Origin of the sequence: Methanomassiliicoccus sp. (genome assembly GCA_033485155.1) — an archaeon.
GTDB lineage: Archaea > Thermoplasmatota > Thermoplasmata > Methanomassiliicoccales > Methanomassiliicoccaceae > UBA6.
Genome location: JAWQJJ010000002.1, coordinates 124,353 through 150,289, shown reverse-complemented (window position 1 = coordinate 150,289; position 25,937 = coordinate 124,353). Strand labels below are relative to the sequence as shown.

Below are 25,937 nucleotides of genomic sequence, written 5' to 3'. Positions count from 1 at the left end.
AAAGGCTGATAAACTCCGCCCTCGAATATGCGCCATCGGAGTGGTGGGATATGGAGGCCAGAAGGAAGATCAGCACGGATCGGCTCGAACAAATCATAGAACTGGCCAATGAGGGAATATGGGTCCTTGACTCTACCATCCTGACGAGCTACATCAATGGGCGGGGAGCAGCCATCCTCGGTTACGCTCCGGAGGAGATGCTCGGCCACCCGCCCACTGACTTCGCCTCGCCCGATCGGGACGAGGAGGCCGAGAGAAAGCTGAGCGAGGTCTGGCGGGGGAGACCGCAGTCATGCGAGTATCCCCTGAGGCACAGGGACGGTTCGACCATCTGGACCCTGTGCTCCGCCCGGCCGATCATGGATGAAGATGAAAACTTCAAGGGTGCGCTCGCGGTGTTCATGGACATCACCGAGAAGAGGAAAGCGAGTGAGTCGCTGAGGAGGAGCGAGGAACGCTTCCGGGCCATGGTCACCGCCAGTTCCGACTACATCTACCGCCTGTCCCCTGACCTCAGCGAGATATATCAGCTGCACTATCGAGACCTCCAGCCCGGGACCGACCGAAGGTTCTCCACCTGGATCGAGGAGCATATACCGTCGGAGGACCACCAGCGATTCCTGGAGGAGATGGAAAAGGCGGTCCGGACGAGGAGCGTGCTGGTCATCGATCTGAGGTTTATATCGGCCAGCAGGAGGTACCGATGGTTCCTGGCGCGTGCCGTGCCCATCTTTGATGCCGACGGCAATGTCACCGAGTGGTTCGGGACGGCCAAGGATATTACTGAGAGCAAGGAGGCGGAGGAGGCGTTGAAAAGGAGCAACAAACGCTTCGAACTGCTGAGCGAAACGAACGCCATTCTCCTATCGAGCCGGGACCCCATGGCGGTGATCCAATCGATAGCTGGCAGGGTGATCAGGCACCTCGATTGTGATGTGTTCTTCAACTATTTCTTCGATGAGTTCGGGAGCAAGCTGCACCTCAACGCGTATTATGGAATAAGCAGGCATGCGGCCAGGGAGGTGGAGTGGCTGGAGCCCGGCACATCGATAAGCGGCCGTGTGGCCCTCGAGGGCACGGCGATCGTCTCGGAAGACATGCAGAACAGTGACGCCACCCCCGCCAGCATGCTGCGGTCGCTGGGAATCCAGGCCTTCGCCTGCCACCCCATCCGGGTAGGAGGCTGCACCATGGGGACCCTCGCTTTCGGGACCAGGGACCGCCCCCGGTTCGAAGAGGACGAGGTCACTCTCATGCGCATGGTGACCGAACAGGTGTCGGTGTCCATCAAGCGGAGACGGGCGGAACTCGCAGTGAAGGACAGAGAGGAACACTTGGCAAGGGCCCAGAGGATCGCCCATATGGGAAGCTGGGAGTGGGAGGTGGACAACGACCGGCTGTACCTATCGGACGAAGCCTACCGGATCATCGGTCAGCATCCCACCAGATCGCCTGTACCCTCCGACTTCGCCCTATCGTTCATCCACTCCGAGGACCGTGGCCGTGTCGCCTCCCGGCTCAAAATGGCCGTGACCGAAGGGAGCTACAACATCGAGTACCGCGTCATCCGGAAGGACGGAGAGGTGCGACACGTCCGCGAGCAGGGAGAGATCAGCCTGGGCGGACAGGAGGCGCCTCTGCGGCTGGCCGGCACGGTCCACGACATCACCGACCAGAGAAGGGTGGAGAAGGAGCTCGAAGAGTCGCGGAAAAGGTTCCAGGCGCTGATAGAGATGAGCGCGGACTTCATGTGGGAGACCGATGCCGAGGGCCGGTACACCTATTGCAGCCCGCAGGTGGAGAGGTTTTGGGGGATCAAACCGGAAGTCATGCTGGGCAGGACCCCTTTTGATGGGATGCCGCCTAAGATGGGGGTGGAGATGTTGGAGCAATTCCTCAGACCGACCGCCGATTCGACCGAGGCCAGGAACCTGAGAGCGTCCACCATCAATGCCGTTGGCGAGCCGATGTGCGTAGAGATTAATGGAGCGCCGTTCTTCGATGAAGAGGGCAGGCTCCTCGGCTTCAGGGGCACAACCAGGAATGTCACCGAGGCCAGGTTGAAGAGCGGAGCCGACCGTTGAGGTGCCCGGACCGCGATCACAGCACCGACCGGTGGGGCATGCGCCCCTCGGTGATCACCCTGGCCCGGTCGTCGGCAGCGGCCTTCCGCAGCCTGTCGATCCAGGTGTTCTCCACCAGCATGACCGCCGCCGAGCTGTCCACCGGGAGCATCTCGCCGATGGCGGCCACCTCGTCCAGCGAAAGCCATCCCTGGAGGCCGTGGGAGAAACGCTCGAAACCCTTTCCTTCGTCGTCTGCCAGGTCCTCGGAGCTCTTGGTCGTCAGCATGCCCTCGCGGTCCTTGGTCACGAAAACGAGGTCGATGACCTTGATGACCTCCGACCCCTCGAGGTCGGATAGCTCCTTCGCGATGCTACCCGTATGGGTGGCGCTCGGGAAGAGGACGACGATATAGTCGATCGGCCCGAGCGATCCTAGCATCCCGGTCGCTATCCTGGATATCCCTCCCAAAGATGGCCATTACCACTGAGGACATCGGTAATAACCTATGCGGTCGAGGCGGCGTCCTTTCACGTTGAGCATTACAAAGCGGTGCGACCAATAGGCGTGTAAAAGTATAGGTCGGAAAGGGGTTTGAAGGCATGCCGCCAGCCCAATGGCCGCGACCTGTCCGGTCGAAATAAGCCTACGTGTTCAGACCTTCATCTCTAGCACCCCCCCATATCCTCCACGGTGGTAGGAGAAGTGGCCGTGATGCCCGCCAGGGTAGTCCTCGAAGCTTACTGCATAATCGCCGAGGCCGTACCCGGTGTGTGCGCCGGCATCATCGAGGAACAGGGTCTCGCATCCATTGGACGGCGCCGTATCGCAGCCAGGGTTGTCGGTGGCATCCTCATGGTCGCTCGGGCCGTCGGTGGTGGTCGAGCTGTTCGAGGCGGACGCGGTCGGTCCCACGTCCGCGGTCTCGGTGCTCGTATCGTTGGTGGTCTGAGGAGGGATCGGCCCGTAGGTCTGCTCCTCGGGCTCGGTCCCGGGGAAGTTGGCCAGGTAGACCACCAGCAGGCCTCCCAGAAGGACCAGCATGACCGCCCCGCTCAGCAATGCCCTTTTTCTCATCAATTGCCCCCCTAATTATTGATTTCTGATACTGAGAATTGATAATGAGAATGTCCCTCCATCAATATAAATATATTGTTTTATAAATAATATCTTTCTAAATAATAGAAAAAGACGCATGCCCCACGACATGCTGGATGGAACATGTGATCGCCGCTGGACCGGAATGCTCCTCAGCGCGGAACTTCGCCCGGGGGCGGCAATATCGAGTGTTATCGTTCGAGATTATCAAATAAAAAAGCAACGGAACGGGGGGCGTTCCCTCGGAGTATAGCATAGATTTAAATATATTAAGCTCAGTAAATTCAATTCGATGCAGCAGCAGTCTCTGTTGGTGCGCATAACCTCGCCCCAAGGCGACGAGGATGCTAGGGGCATGTATCATCAGTTCGTGACCTATGGTCATTGTGATTTCGAGCTTGATGACATTCCGATGGGGGTCCTCAGGAATGCCGAGGAGGACGGTACCAACTACATCCTGACGGTCGAGATCACCAACCCGTTGGCCATCAGGTACATCCGTTCCCTTCGCCCCACCACGTCCTGAACATTTCTCTGCAGGGGCGCATCTAGCCGTTGCTGCCGCGCCATGTGATGGCCAAGATGCCGCCCACCATGCCCAGGATGGAGCCGATGATGTATCCTCCGCCGAAGAACAGGGAGATGAGCGAGAAAAGGATGATCATGCCCCCTGCGCTCCGACGGCGGTCCGGCCGATAGACCAAGCTGGCAGCCGATGAATCGATGATTAGGCCTGCCAGGAACAGCATTATGCCGATCAGCACCGTCTCCAGTCCGATATCCAAGCTGTCGATCAGAGCATAGATCACCGATCGGAAGAAAATGACCATAAAGCCCTGGATGAGGATCAGCGTGCCCCCGATGACCGACAACAGGAACGCGTTGCGGGGGTAGTTTTTCCTGGCCAGCATCTCCTTGTTCAGATCGGTCAATTTTCCCGTTTCCGTCATTTCATATCCCCAGGCCCCGGTACCGGGCGACCGGTAGCCTGGTATCCTTCCCCACGACGTTTATATATCTTTTTCCAGCGAAAGAAAATGACCGGCGGCGGGTTTGCTCACCGATCGCCACTTGTTAGCAGATCTGGACGATGATGGCCGGCGGTCCTGCCAGCGCAGGTCAGAACGCATCCCGAGAGTGACGTCCAGACGTTGTTGGAGAATGACCACCAGGGAAAAAGCAATATATAGTCTCAGATGGCTCGCCTCTATCGCTTGCCCGCCGATACTAGAAGTGATACCGTTCGTTCTTGGGACCTTAGCGCGATCATCCTCCTCTCCCTGCTGTTAGCGGCTTTCATCTTCCTGGTGCCGGACAATCCTGGCCGCATCATCATCGGATTGCCGTTCATCCTATTCTTCCCCGGATACGGCTTGATCTCCACACTGTTCCCGGAGAAGGGATCCCTGGACCTTATCGAACGCATCGCCCTGTCCTTCGGGGTCAGCATCGCCATCGTCCCGCTCATCGGGTTCGGTCTCAACTACACGCCCTTCGGCATCCGGCTGGAGCCGATCCTGGCCTCACTCATCATCTTCAACATCACGTTCTGCGTGGCGGGCATGTGGAGGCGGACGGCCTCCAAGGATCCGTACCTCCCGTTCGATCCACGGACTACTTACACCTCGGCGATGGGCAGATTCAATTCCGAGGGAAAGGTCGACAAGGTCCTCACCGTGGTCCTCGTGATCGCCATCCTGTCCTCGGTCATCGCCCTGATCTATGTGGTCGCCTTCCCCAAGCAGGGGGAGAGCTTCACCGAGTTCTATATCCTCGGACCGGGCGGCAAGGCGAGCGGGTATCCTCAGAACATAACCACCAACCAATCAGCGCCGGTCATCATCGGCATCGCCAACCACGAGCACCGCACGGTGAACTACACGGTGGAGGTGTGGCTCTCCAACATCACCTACGCCGACAATTCCACATTCGTCAATCATCTATACTACGTCGGATCGTTCTACAAGACGCTCGATCACGTCGATGCCAATATCGAGGGCAACTGGACTAAGCAATGGGAGACGAGCTACAACATCTCCGTCCCCATCACTGGCCAGTACAAGATATGGTTCGTGCTCCTCAAGGACGAGCAGCCGTACTCCGGTTCCACGTTCGTGGATGTAGCCACTACCGAAACGGCGGTGAGGTTCATCGACCTCGTCCAGGCCGACGACAGCTACACCCTGAACCTCAACCTCAACGTTGCCTGATAAAAAAAAGGATTCACTTGCGGACGGTAGCCTTCATCATCAGGGTCAGCGAGTTCAATGTTAGTCCGGAGATGACGAAGAACGAGCCGATGAGGATGAGCGCCACGCCCACCAGTGCCTGGGCCAGGAACGATCCGAACATGTAGATGTTGAAGAAGGTCATCAGGGCGATGACTATGCCCGCCAAACCGGCAATGACCCCTGGCAGGCCGAACAGCAGCAGCGGCCTCTTGTAGCCGATCATGGAAACGACGTTGCCGAGCAGCTTCATGCCCATGGACGTCGCGCCCTCCTTGTGGCCGTTGGGCACGTCATACCGCACGGAGATCGGCACCTCGGCGATCTTCAGGCCCACGTCGGTGAAGTGGGTGATCATGTCCGACTCCACATTATAGCCATCGGACGAGAAGGAGAGGTTCATCAGCGCCTTGCGATTCAGGGCCCGCATCCCCGACTGGGAGTCGGAGATGTCGACCTTGGAGCTGAAGTTCGACAGCGAATTAATGACCTTCTGGCCGAACACCCGGTAGCGGGGGATGCCTTTCTGCTCGCCTAGGAACCGCGAGCCGATAACCATGTCCGCCTCACCGTTGAGGACCGGCTGGACCACGTTGGCGATGTCCTCGCAGCGGTGCTGGCCGTCCCCATCCAGCATGACCGCGGCGTAGCAGCCTCGGCGCTCCGCGGCCTTCAGCCCGGTAAGCAGCGCCTTCGCCTTGCCACCGTTCTGAGGCATCTTGATGACTACCGCTCCGGCCTTCTCCGCCAGCTCGGCGGTTCGATCACGGGAGCAATCGTCGACCACGATGACCTCATCCACGAAGGTGAGCGCACCCAGGACGACACTCCCGATCGCTATCTCCTCATTGAACGCAGGGACTACGGCCACGACGCGCGGTCTGGCCCCGACCACCGGAGATATATCTGTTCCTCCGTCACCAGTATCTGCAATGTCAGGCTTATAAGCCTTGCTTGCTTCCTTGTCTACTGTAATCGATACAGCCATTCTCCTACTCCCCCTCCCTCCCCGATACGATAGAGCAGGTAATATTTAAAATTCTATGAATAAATGAATCCTATCGGCTAGGTCCGGGTCGTTAACGGATTCGCCGATAGGGCATATCCTTACTTGCTGAAGCGATCCTCTCCCGCCTCGGCGTGATCGAGGATGTGCGCCGCGGCCTTCCCGTCCCCGAAGGGATTCTTCCACCCGCCCCGGCGGTTGAGCATGGACCAGGATGCCACGAGCACCCGCTCCGGGTCGGTGCCGGCGAGCATGTTGGCGCCCACCGACACCGTCTCCGGCCGTTCGGTGTTCTCCCGCATGGTGACGCAGGGCACGCCCAGAACACACGCCTCCTCCTGGACGCCACCCGAATCGGTCAGTATGAGCTTGGCCCCGGCCTCCATCCTCAGGAAGTCCATGAAGCCGAACGGCTGCACGATCGAGGCGTTGGTCGGCCGCAGCCCGAACTCCTTGAGCCTGGCCTGCGTCCTTGGATGAGCTGGAAAGATAACCGGCAGGCCGGTCTCCTGGCCGACCGAGTCCAGCGCTCGGAGGATGCTCGCCAGCCGCTCCTTGGAGTCGACGTTCTCCTGACGGTGGGCGGTCGCCAGAACGTAGTCGCGCGGCTTCAGGCCGAGGTTTTCCAGCGCCTGGGAGCGCTCCTCGGCGATCTTGCGGTTCTCCAACACCGCGTCGACCACGGTGTTGCCGGTCACGTACACCCCGCGGTCAATGCCTTCCTTTGCCAAGTTCCTCTTGGCCTCTTCGGTGGGCGCGTACAGCTGATCGGAGATGTGGTCGGCCACGATGCGGTTGGTCTCCTCGGGCATGGAGTGGTCATGAGAGCGCAACCCGGCCTCCACGTGGCCGATCCGCACGCCCAGCTTCGAGGCCGCCAGCGCGGCGGCCATGACCGTGTTGGTGTCGCCCTGGACCATCACGATGTCCGGACGGTCCTTCATCAGCACGCCCTCGGTCCCGGCAAGGATCTTTGCCGTCTGGGCCCCGTGCGTACCGGAGCCGACATCCAGGTGATGGTGGGCTTCGGGCAGCGACAGGTCCTCGAAGAATACCTTGTCCATCTCGTGGGAATAATGCTGTCCAGTGTGCAGGATGTAGTACGGCGTTCCCCTTCTCACGCACTCCCGGACCAGCGGGGACATCTTGATGATCTCCGGCCGGGTACCGAGGACAATGGCCACCTTCATGGTGGCATTCATGAGCCGGCGAGGATATTAATCTTCTTCGCGCCGTTCGCCGCCGTGGACTCTTTCCCGGCAACCGCCGCCGATTGCTTCGACCAGCTCGGCGAGCTTGTCGAAGGACTCGTTCCATCCGGCGATGGCGTTGTCCATATCCTCCCCGGGCGGGACGCCGGGCTCCCGCACCGTCACCCTGGTGCCGTCGCCCTCCTCCTCGAAGGTGATGACCATGGTGTCCTCCAGCGGCCATTTGTCGCTTAGACCGTAATAAGAGGCGGGAACGATGTTACCCTCCCGGTCGGCAAAGGAGTCGGTGGCCACGATGCGCTCGGGCGGGGAGAACTCTCGGAACACCCCCGCCGACCAGAACTCCTTGCCGTTAGGAGCGCGCATGCAGTACAGGTACCTCCCGCCTGGCCGGAGCTCGGACTCGATGACTGGGGCGGTGAAGCCCCGGGGGCCCCACCATTGCTTGACCTGGTCCGGCTGGGTGTAGGCCTTCCATACGTCCTCCCTGGGCGCATGGAGGACCCTGCTGACTAGAAGCTCCTTCTTCGCTAAGCTCTCTGAGACCGTCATAAGGCTATCCTCCGAGCGGACGGTATTTGTCGGTTTGCCTATCGAGCGGAGGAAAAGGCCTGGACGGTCGTCCGAGGTGGGCCCTAAGCCTCCTGACTCAGTTGTCGTCGCGAGGAAGGGACAGGATGTAGTCAATGGCTTGAGGGTTGGTGACGTCCACGGTGATGACGTACTTCTTCCCCGTTCGCTCCGCTCCCCTCACGAAGCCCATAAGAATATCCTCGTTGCCCCAGGGGGCGTAACCCTCCTCGTGGAACTTCTTGTACAGCTCCTGGGCGCTCCGATCGGACAGATTGGCCTTGATCCGGACGATCATGATTGGAAGAGGGATCGCGGCCTCATTAAGACCGACGGCGTGAACGGCTACAATAGATAATGAGAATGATGATAATAATCCCCGGACCGACAGCTTCGTCCCCGACATTCTGACCGAGCCGATGTTGGTCCGGCCATTCCTTTATTTATGCCATCAATAATACTAACGGTCGTTCGAGGTCATAGCATGGAGAACGACATCAACGTCATCACCGCCAAGCCGGAGGATGTTAAGCTCATCCGCAAGCTCTCGAAGATCAAGCACACCATCGTGGTCATGTCCGGGAAGGGAGGGGTGGGCAAGTCCACCGTGACCGTCAACCTCGCCGTCGGCCTCGCCATGCGGGGCTTGGAGGTCGGCATCCTGGACGCCGACATCCACGGGCCGAACATCCCCAAGATGCTCAAGGTCGAGGATGTCCAGCTCAGTGCCGATGACAACGGCATCTATCCAGCGTTCGTCCCGCCCCATCTCAAGGTCATGTCCATGGGTTTTCTGTCTCCCAATCGCGACCAGCCGATCATTTGGCGGGGACCGATGAAGATGGGCGCGATCCGCAAGTTCATCGAGGACGTGTACTGGGGCGACCTGGATTTCCTCGTGGTGGACCTTCCGCCAGGCACCGGGGACGAGCCGCTGACCATCGCCCAGCTGATACCGAACGCCGATGGCTCGATAATCGTGACCACTCCTCAGGACGTGGCCCTCCTCGACTCCCGGAAGACGGTGGTGTTCTCCGAGGGCCTGCACCTGCCGGTGGTGGGCATCGTCGAGAACATGGCCGGACTCATCTGCCCGCACTGCGGCAAGGAGATCGACCTGTTCAAGCTGGGTGGGGGAGAAAAGGCAGCCCATGAGTTAGGAGTTCCATTCCTGGGACGGATACCCATCGATCCCGATGTGGTGAACACCGGGGACGAGGGCGTGCCCATCATCGCCGCCGACCCTGATTCCCCGGCGGCCAAGGCACTCGATGGCATCATCAACAAGGTCGTGGAGTTCTCCGAGCGCAAGGACGTGCCCCGTCCGGAGAAGCGGGACCTGAAGAAGTAGAACGAGGCGCCGTCCCTTCCGCTCTCGACAAGAAAAAGACTTTCGGGGGGAGGGGCTTGTCCCCGAAAGCCAGAGCCCGGGCCACGGGAGCGGGTTTTCCCTCGCTCCCAATTTTCTTCTCCTATCTCAATAGATAATACTATTCAGTCGATTTCTGGACCAGGGGGCCATGAGACGGTCGATGAGCGGAATAATATCCCGCCCTCCATCCTGGGTCCTACATGAGGACGGAGAAAGGCAGGAGGAAGCATAGGAAAAGGGTGGCGGCGTAGCCCAGCTTGCGGAGGTTCAGGTCCTTCTTCTCCAGCAGGAAGTAGGACGCGGGGACGACCATTGCCAGGATGGCTAGGCCGATCCCGGTCAGCAGCATGGTCCGCTCCTGCATCCCGCCGACGGAGTCGAGGGAGAAGGGCGCGGCAACGCTGGCCAGGACCATGCCCTCAAGGCACAGGACCATCGACAGAGCGATTATGCCCAGGGTGCCGATCTTCCAGCCGAAGAACCTGCGGCCGAGTACAGCGCGGTCTCCGAGCCTCATGAGAGCGAGAGCAGCAATAGCAACAGCGGCCATCTGGATGCCGAGGAACTCGACGGTGCTCCCCTGTATTGCGCCAATGCCGGTGACGCTGGCCTTGGCGGCTAGGCCGTACATGAACACGCCGAAGGAAGCGAACAGAGCGAGCACTGAAGCGCGAACCAGCACCGGCAGGTCCAGCCGGCCCTCGAACAGCCGGGCGACGATCAGACCAATGCCGACCAGGAACAGCTGGGCTCCGAAGACAGCGGGCCACATGGTCCTCACATCACCCGTCCCGCGGACGACCATGGGCGATGCGTAGTACGCTGCCACCAGGCCCTCGACGGCCACCAGCCCACCGATGACCAGGGGGACTAGGGCGAACACTGGGAATAGGAAAGCGCGGTCCCGGAACAGCTTGCCCCGGAGCCTGCTTACGACGTCGATCTTGTTGAGGTACTCGCCGTTGGCGACCATGCACAGGAAGGCCAGCAAACCTATGGCGAAAAGTTGCAGGCCGATGAGAGCCACGGTGCCCTGGCTAAGTCCGGCCCCCATGCTCTCGATCATGTCGACCTGCTTGGCCGTGACCGCGATGATGATGCCCTCAAGCATGATCACCGCCGCTAGAACCAATGACAGGAGATTGTAGTTCAGCTTGAACCGAGACAGGAACGCCGGCACCTTGGCCATGAATGAAAAATAAAATTAGCTTATTATAATGATTATATCGAAATTATTCATTATGATACTCAGGCGGCGAGTCTCAGGCACTCATCGCCGGTGGGACGGTGACAAGTGAGGATCGAGCGCTGGTGCACCCGGAAAGCGAAGCAGGAGCCCGAAAGCTTTCGGTATTTCGCTCGACGACAGGTTCCGCACACCGATCCGCCGCAATGGGTTTATCAAGCCGGGCAGCGAATAGGGGAACGAGGGAGTAAAATGAAGCTGTGCATCACCTCCGAGGAGCCGGACATCCACTCGCTGATCGCCGAAGAGTTCGGGCATGCCCCCTTCTTCATCATATACGACACGGACACCAAGTCCTGGGAAGCGGTCCCCAATCAAGCGGGAGAGGGGACCGAGGGCGCTGGCATGATCGCCGCGGAGCAGGTAGTGTCACTGGAAGCGGAGGTCGTCCTTACCGGCTACATCGGCGTGCACGGGACCAAGAAGCTCAGCTCGCGCAACATCCGCATCATCCAGGACGAGGATGGCACGGTGGAGGCGTCGATCAACCGCTACATGAAGAAGTACGGCGATGCTTGCCGCACCGCCAAGACCCCGGCGAAGACTGCTCCGCCGGAGTGATCAGACCAGCTCCACCTCGACCGGGATGCGGTTGCGCAGCGAATCGAGGATGGGCGACCGTTTCTGCGAATAGCGCACGAGATCCTCCACCTCATCGCGGGGAGCATCGGAGCGCAGGTCTACGAGGACCCGCATGTCCTGCAGGCCGGGGCGTACCTCCTTGGACAGGCCGAGGAAGCCGTGGACGTCGATGTCTCCTTCCATGGAGATGCTTAGCTTGTCGATGGCAATCCCTCGGGCGGCAGCGTTGTAGACGATGGTCACGGAAAGGCAGGATGCCAAAGAATGCAGGAGAGATACGATCGAGCTCGGGGCGCTATCCTCTCCCAAAAGGAACTCCGGCTCATCGGAGTGGATAACGAACGGCTGCGGGTGCACGACCGACCTGTTCCCGCCCTCGTACCTCTGCACGATGGTCTTGTTGCGGGCGCCGTCCACCCATTCGTTCACCGCGTGGAAGGTGAACGAGGCCATATCCGGATCCCCGTTGATAGCCTGGATAGTCTCCTCCAACTTCTTGATATCGACCCCGTTGATACTCTGCCTCATCTCCTGCTGAGTAGAAACCATGAAACACCCTTCTGCCACCTGGCATTTGTGAAGCCAATCTATTTCAATGTTATCGTCCCAGATAATATCATGTCTCGAATATGAAAAGGGTCGTCCGAAGGCAGACCTCCCTGCCCAAGGGGCCGTTTTGATTCTGATGATAATCTAAGGCGAACCTACGCTTTTCTAGGCATGTCGACCACGCAGGTCATACAGACCAACGGCGTTCGGCGAACCTCTCTCGCCCCCTGGCCGGTGCCAGACAATGATTGCGCTCGACGCCTGGTGCCGGATGCCACCGACGATAGACGATGTCGGGACCCGACATTTGTATAACAAATCTATCTTTTTTTAGAAATCCGTATTTGCCATACGTTTTTCGAGAATCGTAAATGAATCGCAAATTATCGACAAATATCGTAACGGCATTGTTACTTTTTTATATACAATCCCTTCAATGCGACAAAACATGCGGCGACGAACCGCCAATTCAGGGAACGGTGCTCGGGGGAGGCAGAGATGCCCCGCGACTTTTCCGGGACGGGTTCCCAAAGGTGCGTGCATGACAATCGAAGAGGTGATCGGGAAATGAGGAACATCTTGCTCCCCACCGACGGTTCCACCCCTGCTCTGGTTGCCACGATGAAGGCGGTGGAGATGGCCAAGGCCCGTGATGCCACGCTGATCATCCTCAAGGTTGAGGAACAGGCCCCCCTGGTGGAGATCGAGCGCACGGCCGAAGCCTCGGCCTTAATGCGCCCCGAGGTCCAGGATGGCATCAGCTACGCACAGGAACTGGCAGCAATGGAGAAGGTGACGACCAAGGTGGTCCGGAAGATAGGCCCGGTGGTCGGGGAGATCATCAGGACTGCTGAGGAGGAGGGCTCCGAGCTCATCGTCCTCGGCACCTCGTCCCTGCGCGGCCTGAACCGGCTTTACCTGGGAAGCGTGGCCAAGGCCGTGGTCAGCCAGGCGCCGACCTCGGTGGTGGTCATCAAGCCGACTCCCGAAGAGATAAAAAGGGCCCTATCCCTCGTCAAGGAGGTCATCGAGGAGACTCCGGCCAAAGCGGTGCGATCGATCACGCGGACCAAGGTGTTCCGGGTCGGAGTGTATCTCTTCGTCGCCTATGCCATCGGCTACGCCATATTCATCCTCACCGGCTCGTACGACAAACAGCTGTTCGGGTCGGCGCTGTGGGGCATGAACGTGGGCACCGTCGCCGGCATCCTGCTAATCCTCATCACCATCGGCCTGGCGATAGGCTTCAACTGGTACGCGGGACGGTCCAAGGAGGCGACCTGAGATGGCCGAGATACAACCTCTCAGTCTGGCGATCTTCATCGCCATCACCGTCCTGACGCTGGCCATCTCGATCTACGCCAGCCGCAGGGTCCGTACCGCCGGCCACTACTACGTCGCGGGAGGAGGCGTCAGATGGTTCGTCAACGGGTTCGCCATCGCCGGAGACTACCTCAGCGCAGCGTCCTTCCTAGGCATCACCGGCCTGGTGGCGTTCGCCGGGTATGACGGCTTCATCTACGCCATCGGCTTCCTGGCCGGTTGGATCGTCGCCCTGTTCCTGGTGGCCGAACCGCTGCGGGCCATAGGCAAGTACACCTTCGCCGACGCCCTGACCTCCAAGTTCAAGAGCCGCAAGATCAGGCTGGCAGCTGCCATCTCCACCCTGGTGGTCAGCGTCTTCTACCTGATTCCACAGATGGTCGGTGCGGGCTCCATCGTCGGTCCGCTGCTCGGTCTGGACTATGAGGTCGGAGTCGTGGTCATCGGCCTGCTGGTCGTGGTCATCGTGGCCACCGCCGGCATGGTCTCCACCACCTGGGTCCAGTTCATCAAGGGGTTCATGCTCCTCATAGCGGTCATCGCCCTGACGGTCGGCGTTCTGATCGCCGCGGGCATGGGGCCGTTCGAGTTCATCGGGAACATCATCGGCAGCACACTGCACCTGCCCAGCGGGAAGGTGGTGTCAGGGGACACCTTCATGTCCCCGGGCATGAAGTACACCAACCCCCTGGACTTCGTCTCCCTGGCCCTGGCCCTCATCCTGGGCACGGCAGCGCTACCGCACATACTGATCCGGTACTTCACCGTGCCCAAGCCAGCCGATGCTAGGAAGTCCACGGTCGTCGCCATCGTGGTCATGGGCATATTCTACATGCTCATCCTGTTCCTGGGACTGGGAGCGATCTACTTCTTCAACCAAGGAGTGCCCGGAGTGATCAACCCCACCGACGCCAACCTCACCGCCCCCCTGCTAGCGGACTACATCGGCGGAGATGTGTTCTATGCCATCATCTCCTCGATCGCCTTCGCCACCATCCTGGGGACGGTGTCTGGCCTGATCATGGCCTCAGCCGGGGCCATCGCCCACGACATCTACGCCGAAGTGCTGGGCAGGAAGTCCGACGAGAAGCGCGCTCTCCTGATATCGAAGGGCACCGCCATCGGGGTCGGTCTAATCGCCATAGTGCTGGGCATCCTGTCGAAGGGACAGAACGTGGCTTTCCTCGTCGGCCTCGCGTTCGCCATCGCGGCCTCCGCCAACCTGCCGGCGCTGCTGTGCACGCTGTTCTGGAAGCGGACCAGTGAGAAAGGCATCGTCTACGGCATTCTAGCCGGGCTGATATCGTCGATCCTGCTGATCGTTATCTCCCCGACGATGATGGGCCATGACGCCATCTTCTCGCTGAACAACCCTGGCATCGTGTCGATACCCCTGGGCTTCGCCGTCACCATGGGAGTTTCCCTGCTGGAAACGCGGAGCGCGGAGAACTCCAAGGCGGAGAAGGCGGCCGGTTGAGCCCAAACCCTTTCCCTATTTTATTACTATAACGGCGCACTTTTACACGGGCTAAATCGGTCCGCCGAGAGCGACCTTTCTGGCGATCACCGCACGTCGGCCTGCTCCCGGACGTCCCGCCTCTTCCTATCGATCTCCTTCTTGATGTCCTCGATGGCCCGTTCGATCTCCACTTTCTCGTCCTCCAGGTCCTCCAGCCTCTCCTCCAGCCAGTTGATCTCGTCCTCCAGGCGATGGGGCATGGCTGGGGCGAAGGGGTTCCAGGGGTTAGTACCGGGATACATGACATCTGGGGGGCCATAGCGGGGATCGTACCACGGCGGCCACCATGGTCCCATCGGCCCATACCTGCGGCGTCTCCGGTTGCTCGGTGCTCCTTGCATTCTCGTCCCTCGGGAATGCATTGGGAGCGTTGGAGACATAAACTTCATGCTCACCGCCCTTGAGCAATGGCGCGATGATTAACGTAAAAAGGTGAGGGAAGGGGTTTGAAAGGGTTTCCACCATACGATCTCTCGCTTAGAGCTCGTAGTTCTTGGGGTTGAAGGCAGGTACGTTCTTGTACTCCTTCAGCGCCCAGTCGACGAACTTGCCTTCCTCGGACGGGAGGGAGTTCAGGTCGGTGAGCATCTTGTTCAGGGTGTCCTTCTCCTGCTTGGACAGCTTCAGCTTGCCCTTCTGGTTGGACTCCTGGATGAGCTCGCAGGCCTTGAGACCGGCAGCCTTGGCCCTGAGGTAGTAGTTGTTGCCCTCGCTCACGATGGCCTGGCCGATCTTGTAGGCGTTGTCGTAGGCCATGCAGAACCCTTCGGGGCTCCGGAACCTGTCGGAAGCGACGTAGACGTCCCTGAGGACCTTGTCCTGCTTCATCTGCTTGGCAGCGTTCATCAGGGCAGCCTCGTACCCGATGACACCGAGCCAGCACTGGACGGACGAGCCACCGAACTCAGGGTGGTACTCGACGGACTCGTTGGACCACAGGTCGCACACCTGAGCGATGAGGTTACCCATCAGGTCAGCGTGCGCATCCTGAGCGCCCTTGCCTTCCTGGGCCGACGGGCGGCCAGAGATGGCCTTCAGGACGGGGCCCTCGTAGCCGCAGTCCTTGTCCGGTCCGGTGGCACCGCACTCGATGGCCACGAGCGTCCTGGCGGAGGCGATGGCACGGGTGACGGCAGCGAAAACACGGGGGATATCCTTGTCCAGGTAGCCGCCGGCCATGAACATCGAGGTGTTGGCACCGGCGCAGTTGGTGTCGCCGCCAGGCACGATCTTGTGCTTCTTGGCAACGTCAACGATCTGGGGCCACAGCCACTCCATGTCGATGGAGCCGAGGTAGCCGATACCGAACAGCCAGCCGCGGATATCCTGCCTGACGATAGCGTAGTCAGCGACTTCCTTGCCGCCCATGCTCTCGATGGACAGCACATCGGCGCCGTTCGCCGCAGCGACCTCGAGGGAGTCCAGGGTCTTCTCAGGGTACATGTGGGTCTTGTCCATGCCGGGCCTCAGACCCATTTCGGCGAGCCTGGGGTCAGCCACGGTGTGCCTGATAGCGCAAGCAACGCCGTACTCGTCGTGGAACTTCTGCATTACGGCCTTCTGGCCAGCCACGACGGGCTTCGCGAACTTCTCGGGGTTGTTACCCATCTGGTGGATCCACTCGTTCTCCAGCTGGAGGGAGGGGAACCCGAGGGTGACCGCGCGGTTCATGATGTCCTTGGTGATGTACTCGACGTACTCCTTGGTCAGGGACTCCGGGTTCTTCTCGGACCCAGGCCTGGGGGCAAAGTTGATCTCGGGGGAAACGAACCCAGCGCCGACCTTGAGGCCAAGGCCGTAGGACAGGGGGTACTTCGCATCTCCGAAAACGATCTCATCTGCGGAGCCATATTCCATCTTAGTAAAGTTCTTCAGCGACATTTTTTTCACCTCGATTAAGCCTTCCCCGCCATCAGGTCGTCCCACTTGTCTCTCAACTTCCTCCAGTCCCAGCCCTCAACGGTCTTGGTAGCAAGGGCGGGTCCCTGGGCGGCCTTCTCGGCGTAGACACCCATCGGGTAAGACTCCACATACTGCCTGTTGACTGCACCGCCGGCGCAGACGAACGGGATGTTTATGCCCATCTCTTCCAGCCTCTCCGCGATCTTGGGGAAAGCGGACATGGTGGTGGTCATAAGGGCGGTGCCGGTGACCATCTGGGGCTTGTTCTTCTCGACAGCAGCGACAACATCGGAGACCAAGACATCCCTGCCCAGGTCGACGACACCGAAGCCGTTGGACTTCAGCAGCACAGCGGCGATGTTCTTGCCAATGTCGTGGGGGTCACCCTCAGCGGCGTGCATAACGATGGTGCCCTTAACCTTCTTTCCGTGCTGGAGGGCAGCCTCAGCGATCTTCATTCCCTTGTCCATGGCGTCAGAGGCGACCATGACGTGCGGCAGGTAGTAGATACCGCGTCCGTAAAGCTCAGACACAACATCCATGCCCTTCAGCAGGCCACCCTCGATGACGTCCTCAGGGGAGTTCTCCTTCAGAGCAGCCTTAACATCGTCCTCGATGAGCTTGCCCTTCAGGTTCAATACATCCTCTGCGACCTTCTTCAGGAGCGGGTCCTTGGGAAGCATCCTCGCAGCAATTGCCTCTGGCTTCTCCTGCGACTCCATCTTGATGTCATACCGAGTCAAGATCATGTCGGCTTTCACATTGTCGAAGTCTAGCATTTTCTCATTCTCTCCTCTAGTTTAACCGCCCGAACCCCACCGCGGAACTCGGACTGTCGAGATTCCCAATAACGGGAATAGTATATAAACAATTGTTTACTTTTTTAGTAAAATAGAGAAGAAATCTATAATTAAAGCTAGATTAAATTAAGACCTACCGTTAGCATCTGGCTTCCCTCAGGCACAACCCCAACAAGGTGCCTTTAGGATGGGTAGATCGACACTATGCTCGCACTTAGTTATTCGATTTGCCCCAAGACGATATAAAGCTAATGCTCGATTGTAAGTGTCCGTTCTTAAAAACTAGAATGATAATGTTGTCCTCGAGAAGGACGTTTATCTATCCATATAGAACGTTAATAATACGTGAACCTTGCCGTGATGCCACATCTCGATTATTTCTATCTACACCATGGCGATGATCCGGTGATCCTCAAGGTACGTGCGGCGTGGATCTTGAGTCGCCACATCACGTTGTGAGCCGACCTATACACTTAAGAGGCTCTCCTGGCCGTTCTGGACGTGCAAATCATAAATGTCCAGAGGCCCATGAGAGGTCGATAATATGACTTCCAAGGTCCGAGTTGACATGAGCATCTGTGACCATAAGACACTGATAGATGCAGATAAACAACCGGATGGGACGATTAAGGTCAGGATCCGGTCGACCTGCAAGGATGTTCGCGACTATGGCCGACACCTTGGCCAGGTCGGTCCGGACGATTATATTCAGTTGGAGGGTTCGAAGATCATGCGCCTCTCCACAGAATGTCATCTCACCCCGACTTGCCTCATACCGGCAGCGGTATTCAACGTCGTCTGGATGGAGGTGGGCATGATCTCCAAGCGCCACGCGATCAAGGAGGGAAGCATCTGCATCCACTTCGAGGAGTGAACTGAGAAGGGACCTAACCTCGTAGCAAGTTGGATGTATAATCCAACTATGTTTACAGGGCGTAAAACATTATATATCGTACCCTTGAATCGAGGCTTCGTTGGATGTAACATCCAACTCTTCCAGCGACCTGCTGGCTTATGAATGATCAGCTGTCCTAGCGAAAGCTGGGTCGGCTTATGATCGATCATTAACAATCGAACATCAAACCTCGATCATTGGGAGTCTAGATATGACAGATACGAACGAGCAATGCGGCCTCAAGCGATGCATAAGTTGGAAGCACGGTTTCCTGATCGGCATAGGCATCCCTTTGGCCATCATCCCCAGCATCGGCATTACGGTCGAGCTCCTGTGGGCCGCCTCGGTACTGCTATGGGGACTGTCGGTCATCCAGGGATTCATACAGAACATGGCCTTCGCTGAGCTAGCTACCACCTTCCCTAACGCCTCAGGTATACCTGGCTTCTGCCAGGAGATCTTCAAGTCGAAGGATGGCGAGAATAAGAGATTCGATCGGGGACGGTTCATCGGCGGATTCTGCGGATGGGCCTATTGGTTGGTCTGGGCGCCTGGGCTGGCAGTCTTCATAATCATCATCAGCAACTACCTGGGGGCGGTGTTCCCGGACCTCGCTGCAATGGATCAACTGCAGCTCAATATCATCCTAGGGCTCATCATCCTAGGAGGTTTGGCCATCATCGCCTCCACCGGGCTGAAGTCAGGAGCGTTGCTCGGGCTGATCGTAGGCATGCTGACCATTGTGCCCATCGCTCTTATCGCTCTAGCTCCTTTCGCCACTGGCAACTTCCACCTGGAGAACCTTACCTCCGCCATGGTCCCCGCTGATTGGACCTGGGACGGCGACCATATGATGATGGTCCTGGGGCTGGTGGTCATCGCCCAGTGGTCAGCCTGCTGCTGGGAGATGGTCGCGGTATATGGCCCAGAGTACCAAAAGCCCTCCGTGGACGTACCAAAAGCCCTCTTTGCCGCGGGCATCGTGTGCCTTATTATGTACGTCCTGATCCAGACCTCGGTCATCGGAGCCCTGGGAGTGGAAGGCGTCCTCGCTGAACCGATCTCCCCTCTGTACGGCGTTGCGGTCATGTGCTTCGGTTCCCTCGCCGGGTCGATCGTCATCTTGCTGATGGTATTTGCTTGCATCCTTCTCATCCAGATCGGCTACTCCGCCGGGGCCAGGGCCATGCATGCTATGGCCCTGGAAGGCAACCTCCCGCGCTGGTTCGCCAAGACCAACCGCAAGGGCGAACCTATGCGCGGGATTCTCGTCATCGCCTTGTTCAACCTGGCTTTGCTGTTCATCCTCCAGGGGAACCCGGTGGCTATTCTGGCCATGTCCGCAATCGGTTATGTGTTCGTGTTCGCCATCGCCCTCTTCGCCTATGTCAAGGCGAGCCGGGATCCCGCCCTCAAGGATCTGGAGAGGCCATATAAGGCACCACGCGGATGGAAGTGGATAGCATTGGTCCTGGCCATCCTGCAGATGCCTTTCCTCCTGATCGGCGCCGTGTACATCAACAACCTGGCCTATGGCATCGTACCGACGATGGTAGGGTTCGGGGTCCTAGTCCTCTTCATACCTCTGTGGCTATACTCTCAGCGGGAGAACTACAAGGAGAGAATGAGTGCCCGCACCAAAGAAAAAGCGGAATTGAACTGAACCTTAAACCTTTTCTCATCCACCTTTATTTTATTCCCTTGAGAGAACTGATCCTTAGAGCTTTTTTTCCTTCGGCCCGCCGAGCGCGCCTTCTCTTTCCAGGATCGCCTCTTTGGTCCGTGGGCCGCCGCCACCCGAATAATTACCGAGACGCCCAGAGGCAGGGACCACGCGGTGACAGGGGATTATTATTGGCACCGGATTCCGGGCGCAGGCGTTCCCCACCGCTCTCGCCGCACGAGGGCGGCCAAGCTTTCTGGCCACCTCCCCATAACTCATCACCTGGCCGGAGGGGATCTCCCGCAAAGCCTCCAGTACCTGGTGATCAAAGGAAGAGGTCACCAGGTGCACCGGGATGTCCCTCAGGTCGTCCCTTCCGGTGGCGATGTGCCCAATAACCCTTTCCAAGAATGGATGGTCAGTTCGGTAAGGCTCACTCGGGGCTTCCACCGTCAGACTCACCGCTTCCACCTCTCCTCCCTTGATGACCATTTCGATGTACAAGCCCAGCTCCTCACTGAACCGTACATATATGCCGTCGTCATCCGCCCCCATTGTTCGACTTCCCGCCATCTCAATCTCCTTTCCTGAGAACGCATACCTCCAGATTAATCTGATGAGAAAGTAAGAAAGAGGTTTGCTGTTCACTCCGTGGTCTTGCCGTCAAAGTGCTCTTCCTTGACCTCAGCCTTGGTCTTGTGCAACGTTCCATCCTGGTGCTCTGGGGGAGAATAGATTGTGTACATCTTTAGCAGATCCTTGCCGGTGTTGGTCACGTTGTGCATCGCTCCTGCAGGTATGACCACTGCGCTCCCATCCTTGACCTTGTACTCATGGCCGTCGATCGAGACCATACCCTCACCCTCCTCGAAACGGAAGAACTGATCCCCATCATCGTGGGCCTCCATGCCAATCTCCTCACCCGGCTTCAAGCACATTAGGACCAGCTGGCTGTACTTGGCTGTGTACATGACCTTGCGGAAATTGGTATTGTCCAAGGTGTCCCTCTCTATGTTTGAATTGAACCCTTTCTTCTTCCCTTTGCTGTTGGTCATGAATAAAAGAGTGTAACAGCATGACCTCAAACTTGCGCCTGCTCGGGGCGCGGGCGACCTTAGTGTTATTACTTCTCGACGGAGATTCAGGTGCATGATCCCCCGCGATCGGTTCCAGGCCGCGCTGGAAGGAGAGGAGACGGACAGGGTGCCGCTATTCTACCAGCACCTCGGAGCGGCAAAGTGGCTGCTGCAGGACACCGGACTGCGATGGTACGATGGGTTTCATGACCCAGATATCTTCTCCAAGCTTGCCCTGGCCTCCTACCGGATGTACGGTTTCGACAATGTGATGGCGGGATGGGGGGACATCCTGATCGAGGCCCAGGCCCATGGCATGGTATGGAAGTGGCCTGAGAGGGATTTCTATCCCCGGGTGGACAGGTATGTGGAGTTGAGCGAAGTGGATAAGCTCACACCGGTCGATCCGCGGAAGGACAGGTTCTGGTCGGTTCCCCTACGGGCGGCATCGATCATGATGGACGAAGTAGGCAAAGAGGTGGCGGTGGTCGGCTGCATCAACTCGCCGGCGGTCATCGCCTCCGAGCTGTTCGGTCTGGAGAACGTGATGATGACCTACTTCACCGACCCCGATGTCACCGCCAAAGCGCTGGGGGTGCTGACCGAATCCTCCCGGGCGTACGGAGAAGCCCTGAGGGAGATTGGAGTGGAGGAGGTCTTCATCGAGAACGGCACCGCTGGCGGGGAGATGGTAAGTCTGGAGCAGTACGCCCAGTTCGACGGGAAGTACATGCACGAGACGGTACGCTCATACCGCGAGAACGGGCTGAGGACGATATGCCACAATTGCGCGGCCCGTCCGTTCTGGTCCACGCAGATGGAGTATGGTCCGACGGCCATCCACCTCCACCTCAAGTACGTGGACCCCGCGGAGGTTTTCGATGCGGTCAGGGGGAAGGCGTGCATGATCGCCGGCATCGACCACGCTGAGCTGCTTCAGTCGGGGACACCCGATCAGGTGGAGAAAACGGTGAAAGGCACGCTGGATCAATGGGGTCCCGGCCCGGGGATCATCGTCGGACCGGGTTGCGAGATGGGGTATAAAACCCCTGTGGAAAATATCAAGCGGCTCAGGGACAGCGTGGAACGCTACGGCCGGCGGGTGAGGGAGTGAACCCCATGGACATTGTGGGAAAAGTCGAACTTGCCCGGCCCGAGGAAGATGGGCGCGCCTGGCCTCTGGTCCCCGGAGATTATGTGGTGAGTGACCCGAGCAGTCCGGTGGCGGTTCTGATCATCGGGCGGGGAAGGGTGGACCTTGAGGAGGGATATGCCATCAAGGGGACGATGAAGACGGAGAACATGGGATTGGAGAAGGTAGTGACGAACATCGTGAGCAATCATACCATCCGGTTCCTCATCGTCTGCGGCCGGGAGGAGTTCGGCCACTTTCCGGCCAATGCCATCCTTTCCCTGCACCGAAACGGTGTGGACGACCAGATGAGAATCATCGGCTCCCGTTCGGCCATCCCCTTCCTCTGCAACCTGTCCCGGGAGGCGGTCGAGCGCTTCCGCCAGCAGGTGGAGGTCGTCGATCTGGTGCACGTGAAGGAGGTGACGGAGATCGTGGCCTACGATCCCGAGTACGTGCTCGACCCGCCGAGCGTCGAAGAACTGGCGAGAGCGATAAAGGAATGCCGGGACCGAGATCCGGGGCCGTTGACAGCCCCGGCGCTCACATCCACCGGCAGTGCGCTGCGGGCCGAGGGAGAGAGCATCGCCCGCCAGTTGAACCGCCTGGCCGACGACTTCGTGGGGCAGATGCTCAGGATGCCGAGCGAGCGGCTGAGCACCTGGACCGACATTGCCATCGTGTCCTCCGAGTTCCGGGTGATCCTCGATCCGGTCGACGGGGTAGTAAGGATGGTGCCCTCAGTAGAGCTCGCGGGGCGGTTGCAGAGATACCTGAAGGGGGTGCAATAAGGTGATACGGTTCCACAGCCAGCAGGAGGAGTTCGAGATCTCTGGAGTCCGGTTCGGAGGACAACCGGGGAAGCATCGCACGGTGATGATCGGCTCATTGGGCTACCCTCGTCATAGCATTATCGAGGATCGCGTCACCGGCCGATGCAAGGAGGGATCGTTCGAGCGCTTGCTCACATCCCTTGCGGCGGCGGCTGAGGAGACATCGACCCCTGGTGGAGTCATGCTCTTTGCCGAGACCGCGGAGGCCATGGAGGCCCACCTTAGAAAGGCGGTCGACCTGACATCGATGCCCTTGTTCATCGACTCTCCAAGCGCCGAGGTCCGGCTGTCCGGCGCCCGGGCGGCGAGGGAGATGGGCATCTCCGAACGAGTCATCTACAATTCTCTATCGGCCGGGACCACTTCGGAGGAGCTTGAGGCGGTGAGGGACGCACGCGTCACCGCCGCGGTCCTCATGGCCTTCAATCCCCGGGACACCGACCTGAAGGGTAAGATCTATCTGCTCGAGGACGGGGGCGGTATCCTTCCATCGGGGCTCATCGATCTCGCCCGCCAGGCCGGGATAACGAGGCCGCTTGTCGACACCGCAGTGATGGCTGCCGAGCAGGGGGCAGGCTCCGCTCTGAGGGCGATAATGGTGGCTAAGGCGAAGTGGGGGCTGCCCGCCGGATGCGCCCTTCATAACGCGGTGGAGTCGTATCGTCCTCTGACGTCCATAGCGAGGGAGGACCGCAAGCTGTACCAGTACGTGGACGAGGCCTCGGCGGTCATGCCCATTATGGCGGGAGGGGATTTCGTGGTCTACGGGCCCCTGGAGCACGCCCGCCGCGTGTTCTACGCCGCGTCCTTCGCCGACGAGATGATGAGACAGGCTGCCACCGACCTCTAGAGCTCGACTGATGGCCGACCGACCGCCCGGGCCCGGACCCTCATCTGGACCAGCTCGTCAGACTGGAGGGTGCTGTTGGAGAGACCTCGCTCCTCCTCCACCCTGAGATCGACAACAAGGTCCGTCCCACCCGCGGCCCGCGCCCGCTCCAACGCATACCTGGTCGCAAGCTCCTTGGCCTTCCTCACCGCTTCGTCCTCACCCCCACAGGGGAATGGGGCATTGAGCGAGGAGAACACCGCATAACCCTTCTCCCGGGGGTAGACGAACACGTCCACGAACTCGGACACCTGCCCGCAGACCGCGCCCACGGCGTTCCCTACGTCGTGGTCCTCGGGGATGATGACCCTGGCTCCCAGGATCTCGGCTAGGGGTGAGATGAAGACCCTAGCCGGAGCGCCCAGCCCGACGATGGGGCGATTCACCTGGGCTTTGAGGCTTATCGTCGGGCAGCACCTTCGACCAGTAATAAGGTCCATGACACCCTTGAACGATGGCGAGTCGGGCAGTGCCCCCAATTCATCGGACAATAGCTTGTGCATCACCTCATCGGCGATGCGAGCGGTGACCGAACGCATGACCTCCTGGATAAGCTCGTCATCTTCTATCCCTAGCACGCTGGCGTAGAGGCGGACGCCGACCCGGGATGCTTCCCGATCGCCCCTGATGAAAACACCGCAGGCATGGAGGACGTCGGTCGGGGTTAGGCCGATGCCCTGTACTATGCCTCTGGCCCGAAGGTCCCGGAGGTGCGAGTCCAGCAGGATGATGTCTTCCATCTCTCTCTTGAGCTCTCCAGGAGTCGTGGGACCGTTCTTCCGCAGAAAGGCGACGATGCGATCCTCCGAGGGCGACAGACGGTGTTGCTGGGGCGGTGCAATTAGGAACCGCGCTTCACTCAACGCGGACATCTTGGCTATCAGCCCAGGATGCTCCTGGGAGGCGAAACATAGCGGGACCACCCGTTCAGGTCCGATGATCAGTTTGGTGGTCCTCCCTGCCCGGACCTCAGAGTCGCCGCCCAAGGCGGTTGTCCACATGTCTACAGCCTCTACCCTGGTCCTCCACTGACCGACCATAGAGCCTTCCGAGGTGACCTTCGGCACGCCGTTCTCCAATACCGCGATATCGGTCGAAGTGCCTCCCATATCCACCACCACGCAGTCGTCGATACCCGCGAGCACCCCTCCGCCCATGGCGCTGGCCGCCGGGCCGGACAGGATGGTGTCCACCGGTCGTTCCATCGCCGTGCGCATGTTCATCAACGTTCCGTCCCCCTTGAATACCATCACCGGGGCGGCTATCTGGCGGTCGGCAAGGATGCCTTCCACGCGGGAGAGGAAGTCCTGGAGGACGGGGATCAGGCGAGCGTTGAGCACTGCTGTCACTGTGCGCTCATGAATCCCCAGTTCCCCGGTGAGCTGATGAGCTAGGACGGTGGGAATGCCATGTCGCTGGCCTACGAGCTTCCCTGCCTCGATCTCATGATAGGGGTTGTGAACGCTGAACAGGCCGGACACGACCACACTATCAACCCGTCCCTTCATATCCCGGGCCGCCGCTTCGATGCCTTCGACATCCAAGAGACCGACGGACCGGCCTCTGACGTCATGGCCTCCTCCGACGAACCTCTGGATACTGGCGCCCAGGTCCCACCCGTCCTGTGGCTTCCAGCCCAGACCGATGAGGCCTACCTGGCCCCCTTTGCCTTCAAGGATGGAATTGGTGGCAAGGGTCGTGGACACCCCCACCAGGCTGGGGTCGAACGACCGCGACCCGAAGGCATCCAAGACATTGTCGATGGCTTCTCCCAGCCCGATGCTCAGCTGGTGATGAGTTGTGCGGGCCTTGGCCTTGAACAGGACCTTTTTAGTGCGGAGGTCCAGTATCGCTGCGTCGGTATAGGTGCCGCCGGTGTCGATCCCCAACCCATAAATGATGCCGTTGCTAACGTCGATGGTCATTCCGAATCGTCACTTCCGAGGTTGCCTAGCGAGATCTCGCCGACTGGCGGCAAG

The 25,937-nt window shown here is 59.3% G+C and carries 27 protein-coding genes; 12 read left to right on the top strand and 15 right to left on the bottom strand.

From position 1 onward, the window contains the following. Positions 1–50: 50 nt before the first annotated feature. Positions 51–2,084, top strand: coding sequence for a PAS domain S-box protein (locus SA339_03865; GenBank protein ID MDW5562340.1), 2,034 nt, complete (start codon positions 51–53; stop codon positions 2,082–2,084). Between the two features lie 16 nt (positions 2,085–2,100). Here SA339_03865 and SA339_03860 read toward each other — a convergent pair whose 3' ends face one another. Together SA339_03860 and SA339_03855 are read right to left on the bottom strand one after the other, a co-directional pair. Next, a complete protein-coding gene (locus tag SA339_03860) occupies positions 2,101–2,505 on the bottom strand; it encodes a DUF6325 family protein (protein MDW5562339.1) in 405 nt (134 codons plus the stop codon). Between the two features lie 213 nt (positions 2,506–2,718). Next, the gene (locus SA339_03855; GenBank protein MDW5562338.1) at positions 2,719–3,141 is read right to left on the bottom strand and encodes a hypothetical protein; all 423 of its coding nucleotides are present in this window, start codon (positions 3,139–3,141) and stop codon (positions 2,719–2,721) included. Between the two features lie 313 nt (positions 3,142–3,454). Between SA339_03855 and SA339_03850 the strand changes: the two genes are divergently transcribed. Continuing rightward, positions 3,455–3,688 (top strand): hypothetical protein, encoded by a 234-nt coding sequence (locus tag SA339_03850; GenBank protein ID MDW5562337.1) that lies wholly within the window; start codon positions 3,455–3,457, stop codon positions 3,686–3,688. Positions 3,689–3,710: 22 nt separating this feature from the next. On the opposite strand, the gene SA339_03845 is transcribed toward SA339_03850, so the two are convergent. Further along, positions 3,711–4,112, bottom strand: a complete 402-nt coding sequence (locus tag SA339_03845) for a DUF6114 domain-containing protein (GenBank protein ID MDW5562336.1) — start codon at positions 4,110–4,112, stop codon at positions 3,711–3,713. Between the two features lie 264 nt (positions 4,113–4,376). Between SA339_03845 and SA339_03840 the strand changes: the two genes are divergently transcribed. Further along, the gene (locus SA339_03840) at positions 4,377–5,372 is read left to right on the top strand and encodes a DUF1616 domain-containing protein (GenBank protein ID MDW5562335.1); all 996 of its coding nucleotides are present in this window, start codon (positions 4,377–4,379) and stop codon (positions 5,370–5,372) included. A gap of 13 nt (positions 5,373–5,385) precedes the next feature. On the opposite strand, the gene SA339_03835 is transcribed toward SA339_03840, so the two are convergent. From SA339_03835 to SA339_03820, 4 genes are all read right to left on the bottom strand, one after another. Further along, positions 5,386–6,261 (bottom strand): glycosyltransferase family 2 protein, encoded by an 876-nt coding sequence (locus tag SA339_03835; GenBank protein ID MDW5562334.1) that lies wholly within the window; start codon positions 6,259–6,261, stop codon positions 5,386–5,388. Between the two features lie 236 nt (positions 6,262–6,497). Beyond that, on the bottom strand, positions 6,498–7,586 hold the full coding sequence (gene wecB, locus SA339_03830) for a UDP-N-acetylglucosamine 2-epimerase (non-hydrolyzing) (GenBank protein MDW5562333.1): 1,089 nt from the start codon (positions 7,584–7,586) through the stop codon (positions 6,498–6,500). Positions 7,587–7,613: 27 nt separating this feature from the next. Next, complete coding sequence (locus SA339_03825; GenBank protein ID MDW5562332.1) at positions 7,614–8,159, bottom strand: SRPBCC domain-containing protein; 546 nt, start codon at positions 8,157–8,159, stop codon at positions 7,614–7,616. 97 nt (positions 8,160–8,256) lie between these two features. After that, complete coding sequence (locus tag SA339_03820; protein ID MDW5562331.1) at positions 8,257–8,475, bottom strand: hypothetical protein; 219 nt, start codon at positions 8,473–8,475, stop codon at positions 8,257–8,259. A gap of 186 nt (positions 8,476–8,661) precedes the next feature. Here SA339_03820 and SA339_03815 point away from each other — a divergent pair, with 186 nt between their 5' ends. Further along, entirely contained in the window at positions 8,662–9,528 is an 867-nt protein-coding gene (locus SA339_03815) for an Mrp/NBP35 family ATP-binding protein (GenBank protein MDW5562330.1), read from the top strand. A gap of 217 nt (positions 9,529–9,745) precedes the next feature. On the opposite strand, the gene SA339_03810 is transcribed toward SA339_03815, so the two are convergent. Next, positions 9,746–10,738: a hypothetical protein gene (locus tag SA339_03810; protein ID MDW5562329.1), complete on the bottom strand. Its 993-nt coding sequence runs from the start codon at positions 10,736–10,738 to the stop codon at positions 9,746–9,748. Positions 10,739–10,987: 249 nt separating this feature from the next. Between SA339_03810 and SA339_03805 the strand changes: the two genes are divergently transcribed. Then, positions 10,988–11,356 (top strand): NifB/NifX family molybdenum-iron cluster-binding protein, encoded by a 369-nt coding sequence (locus SA339_03805; GenBank protein ID MDW5562328.1) that lies wholly within the window; start codon positions 10,988–10,990, stop codon positions 11,354–11,356. Here SA339_03805 and SA339_03800 read toward each other — a convergent pair whose 3' ends face one another. Further along, a complete protein-coding gene (locus tag SA339_03800; protein ID MDW5562327.1) occupies positions 11,357–11,926 on the bottom strand; it encodes an OsmC family protein in 570 nt (189 codons plus the stop codon). Positions 11,927–12,493: 567 nt separating this feature from the next. On the opposite strand from SA339_03800, the gene SA339_03795 reads away from it, so the two are divergent. After that, entirely contained in the window at positions 12,494–13,210 is a 717-nt protein-coding gene (locus SA339_03795) for a universal stress protein (protein ID MDW5562326.1), read from the top strand. 1 nt (position 13,211) lies between these two features. Next, entirely contained in the window at positions 13,212–14,726 is a 1,515-nt protein-coding gene (locus tag SA339_03790; protein MDW5562325.1) for a cation acetate symporter, read from the top strand. 86 nt (positions 14,727–14,812) lie between these two features. On the opposite strand, the gene SA339_03785 is transcribed toward SA339_03790, so the two are convergent. The 3 genes from SA339_03785 to SA339_03775 form a co-directional block, all read right to left on the bottom strand. After that, on the bottom strand, positions 14,813–15,109 hold the full coding sequence (locus tag SA339_03785; protein ID MDW5562324.1) for a hypothetical protein: 297 nt from the start codon (positions 15,107–15,109) through the stop codon (positions 14,813–14,815). A 136-nt stretch (positions 15,110–15,245) separates the two neighbouring features. Continuing rightward, positions 15,246–16,649 (bottom strand): methanol--corrinoid protein co-methyltransferase MtaB, encoded by a 1,404-nt coding sequence (mtaB, locus tag SA339_03780; protein ID MDW5562323.1) that lies wholly within the window; start codon positions 16,647–16,649, stop codon positions 15,246–15,248. A 14-nt stretch (positions 16,650–16,663) separates the two neighbouring features. Then, on the bottom strand, positions 16,664–17,449 hold the full coding sequence (locus SA339_03775) for a B12-binding domain-containing protein (GenBank protein ID MDW5562322.1): 786 nt from the start codon (positions 17,447–17,449) through the stop codon (positions 16,664–16,666). A 565-nt stretch (positions 17,450–18,014) separates the two neighbouring features. On the opposite strand from SA339_03775, the gene SA339_03770 reads away from it, so the two are divergent. Together SA339_03770 and SA339_03765 are read left to right on the top strand one after the other, a co-directional pair. Then, positions 18,015–18,344: a hypothetical protein gene (locus SA339_03770; GenBank protein MDW5562321.1), complete on the top strand. Its 330-nt coding sequence runs from the start codon at positions 18,015–18,017 to the stop codon at positions 18,342–18,344. A gap of 232 nt (positions 18,345–18,576) precedes the next feature. After that, positions 18,577–20,028 carry an APC family permease gene (locus tag SA339_03765; protein MDW5562320.1) on the top strand — a complete coding sequence of 484 codons (1,452 nt, stop codon included), beginning with the start codon at positions 18,577–18,579 and terminating at the stop codon, positions 20,026–20,028. 54 nt (positions 20,029–20,082) lie between these two features. Here SA339_03765 and SA339_03760 read toward each other — a convergent pair whose 3' ends face one another. Continuing rightward, positions 20,083–20,583 carry an MGMT family protein gene (locus SA339_03760; protein ID MDW5562319.1) on the bottom strand — a complete coding sequence of 167 codons (501 nt, stop codon included), beginning with the start codon at positions 20,581–20,583 and terminating at the stop codon, positions 20,083–20,085. Between the two features lie 89 nt (positions 20,584–20,672). Beyond that, a complete protein-coding gene (locus tag SA339_03755) occupies positions 20,673–21,083 on the bottom strand; it encodes a cupin domain-containing protein (protein ID MDW5562318.1) in 411 nt (136 codons plus the stop codon). 94 nt (positions 21,084–21,177) lie between these two features. Here SA339_03755 and SA339_03750 point away from each other — a divergent pair, with 94 nt between their 5' ends. The 3 genes from SA339_03750 to SA339_03740 are packed head-to-tail and all read left to right on the top strand — an operon-like array spanning position 21,178 to position 23,919. Continuing rightward, positions 21,178–22,218, top strand: coding sequence for a uroporphyrinogen decarboxylase family protein (locus SA339_03750; protein MDW5562317.1), 1,041 nt, complete (start codon positions 21,178–21,180; stop codon positions 22,216–22,218). Positions 22,219–22,223: 5 nt separating this feature from the next. After that, positions 22,224–23,027, top strand: coding sequence for a tetrahydromethanopterin S-methyltransferase subunit A (locus SA339_03745; protein MDW5562316.1), 804 nt, complete (start codon positions 22,224–22,226; stop codon positions 23,025–23,027). Between the two features lies 1 nt (position 23,028). Beyond that, positions 23,029–23,919 carry a hypothetical protein gene (locus SA339_03740; protein ID MDW5562315.1) on the top strand — a complete coding sequence of 297 codons (891 nt, stop codon included), beginning with the start codon at positions 23,029–23,031 and terminating at the stop codon, positions 23,917–23,919. Here SA339_03740 and SA339_03735 read toward each other — a convergent pair. After that, on the bottom strand, positions 23,916–25,883 hold the full coding sequence (locus SA339_03735; GenBank protein ID MDW5562314.1) for a hydantoinase/oxoprolinase family protein: 1,968 nt from the start codon (positions 25,881–25,883) through the stop codon (positions 23,916–23,918). The two genes, SA339_03740 and SA339_03735, sit on opposite strands and share 4 nt — an antisense overlap. Positions 25,884–25,937 lie beyond the last annotated feature (54 nt).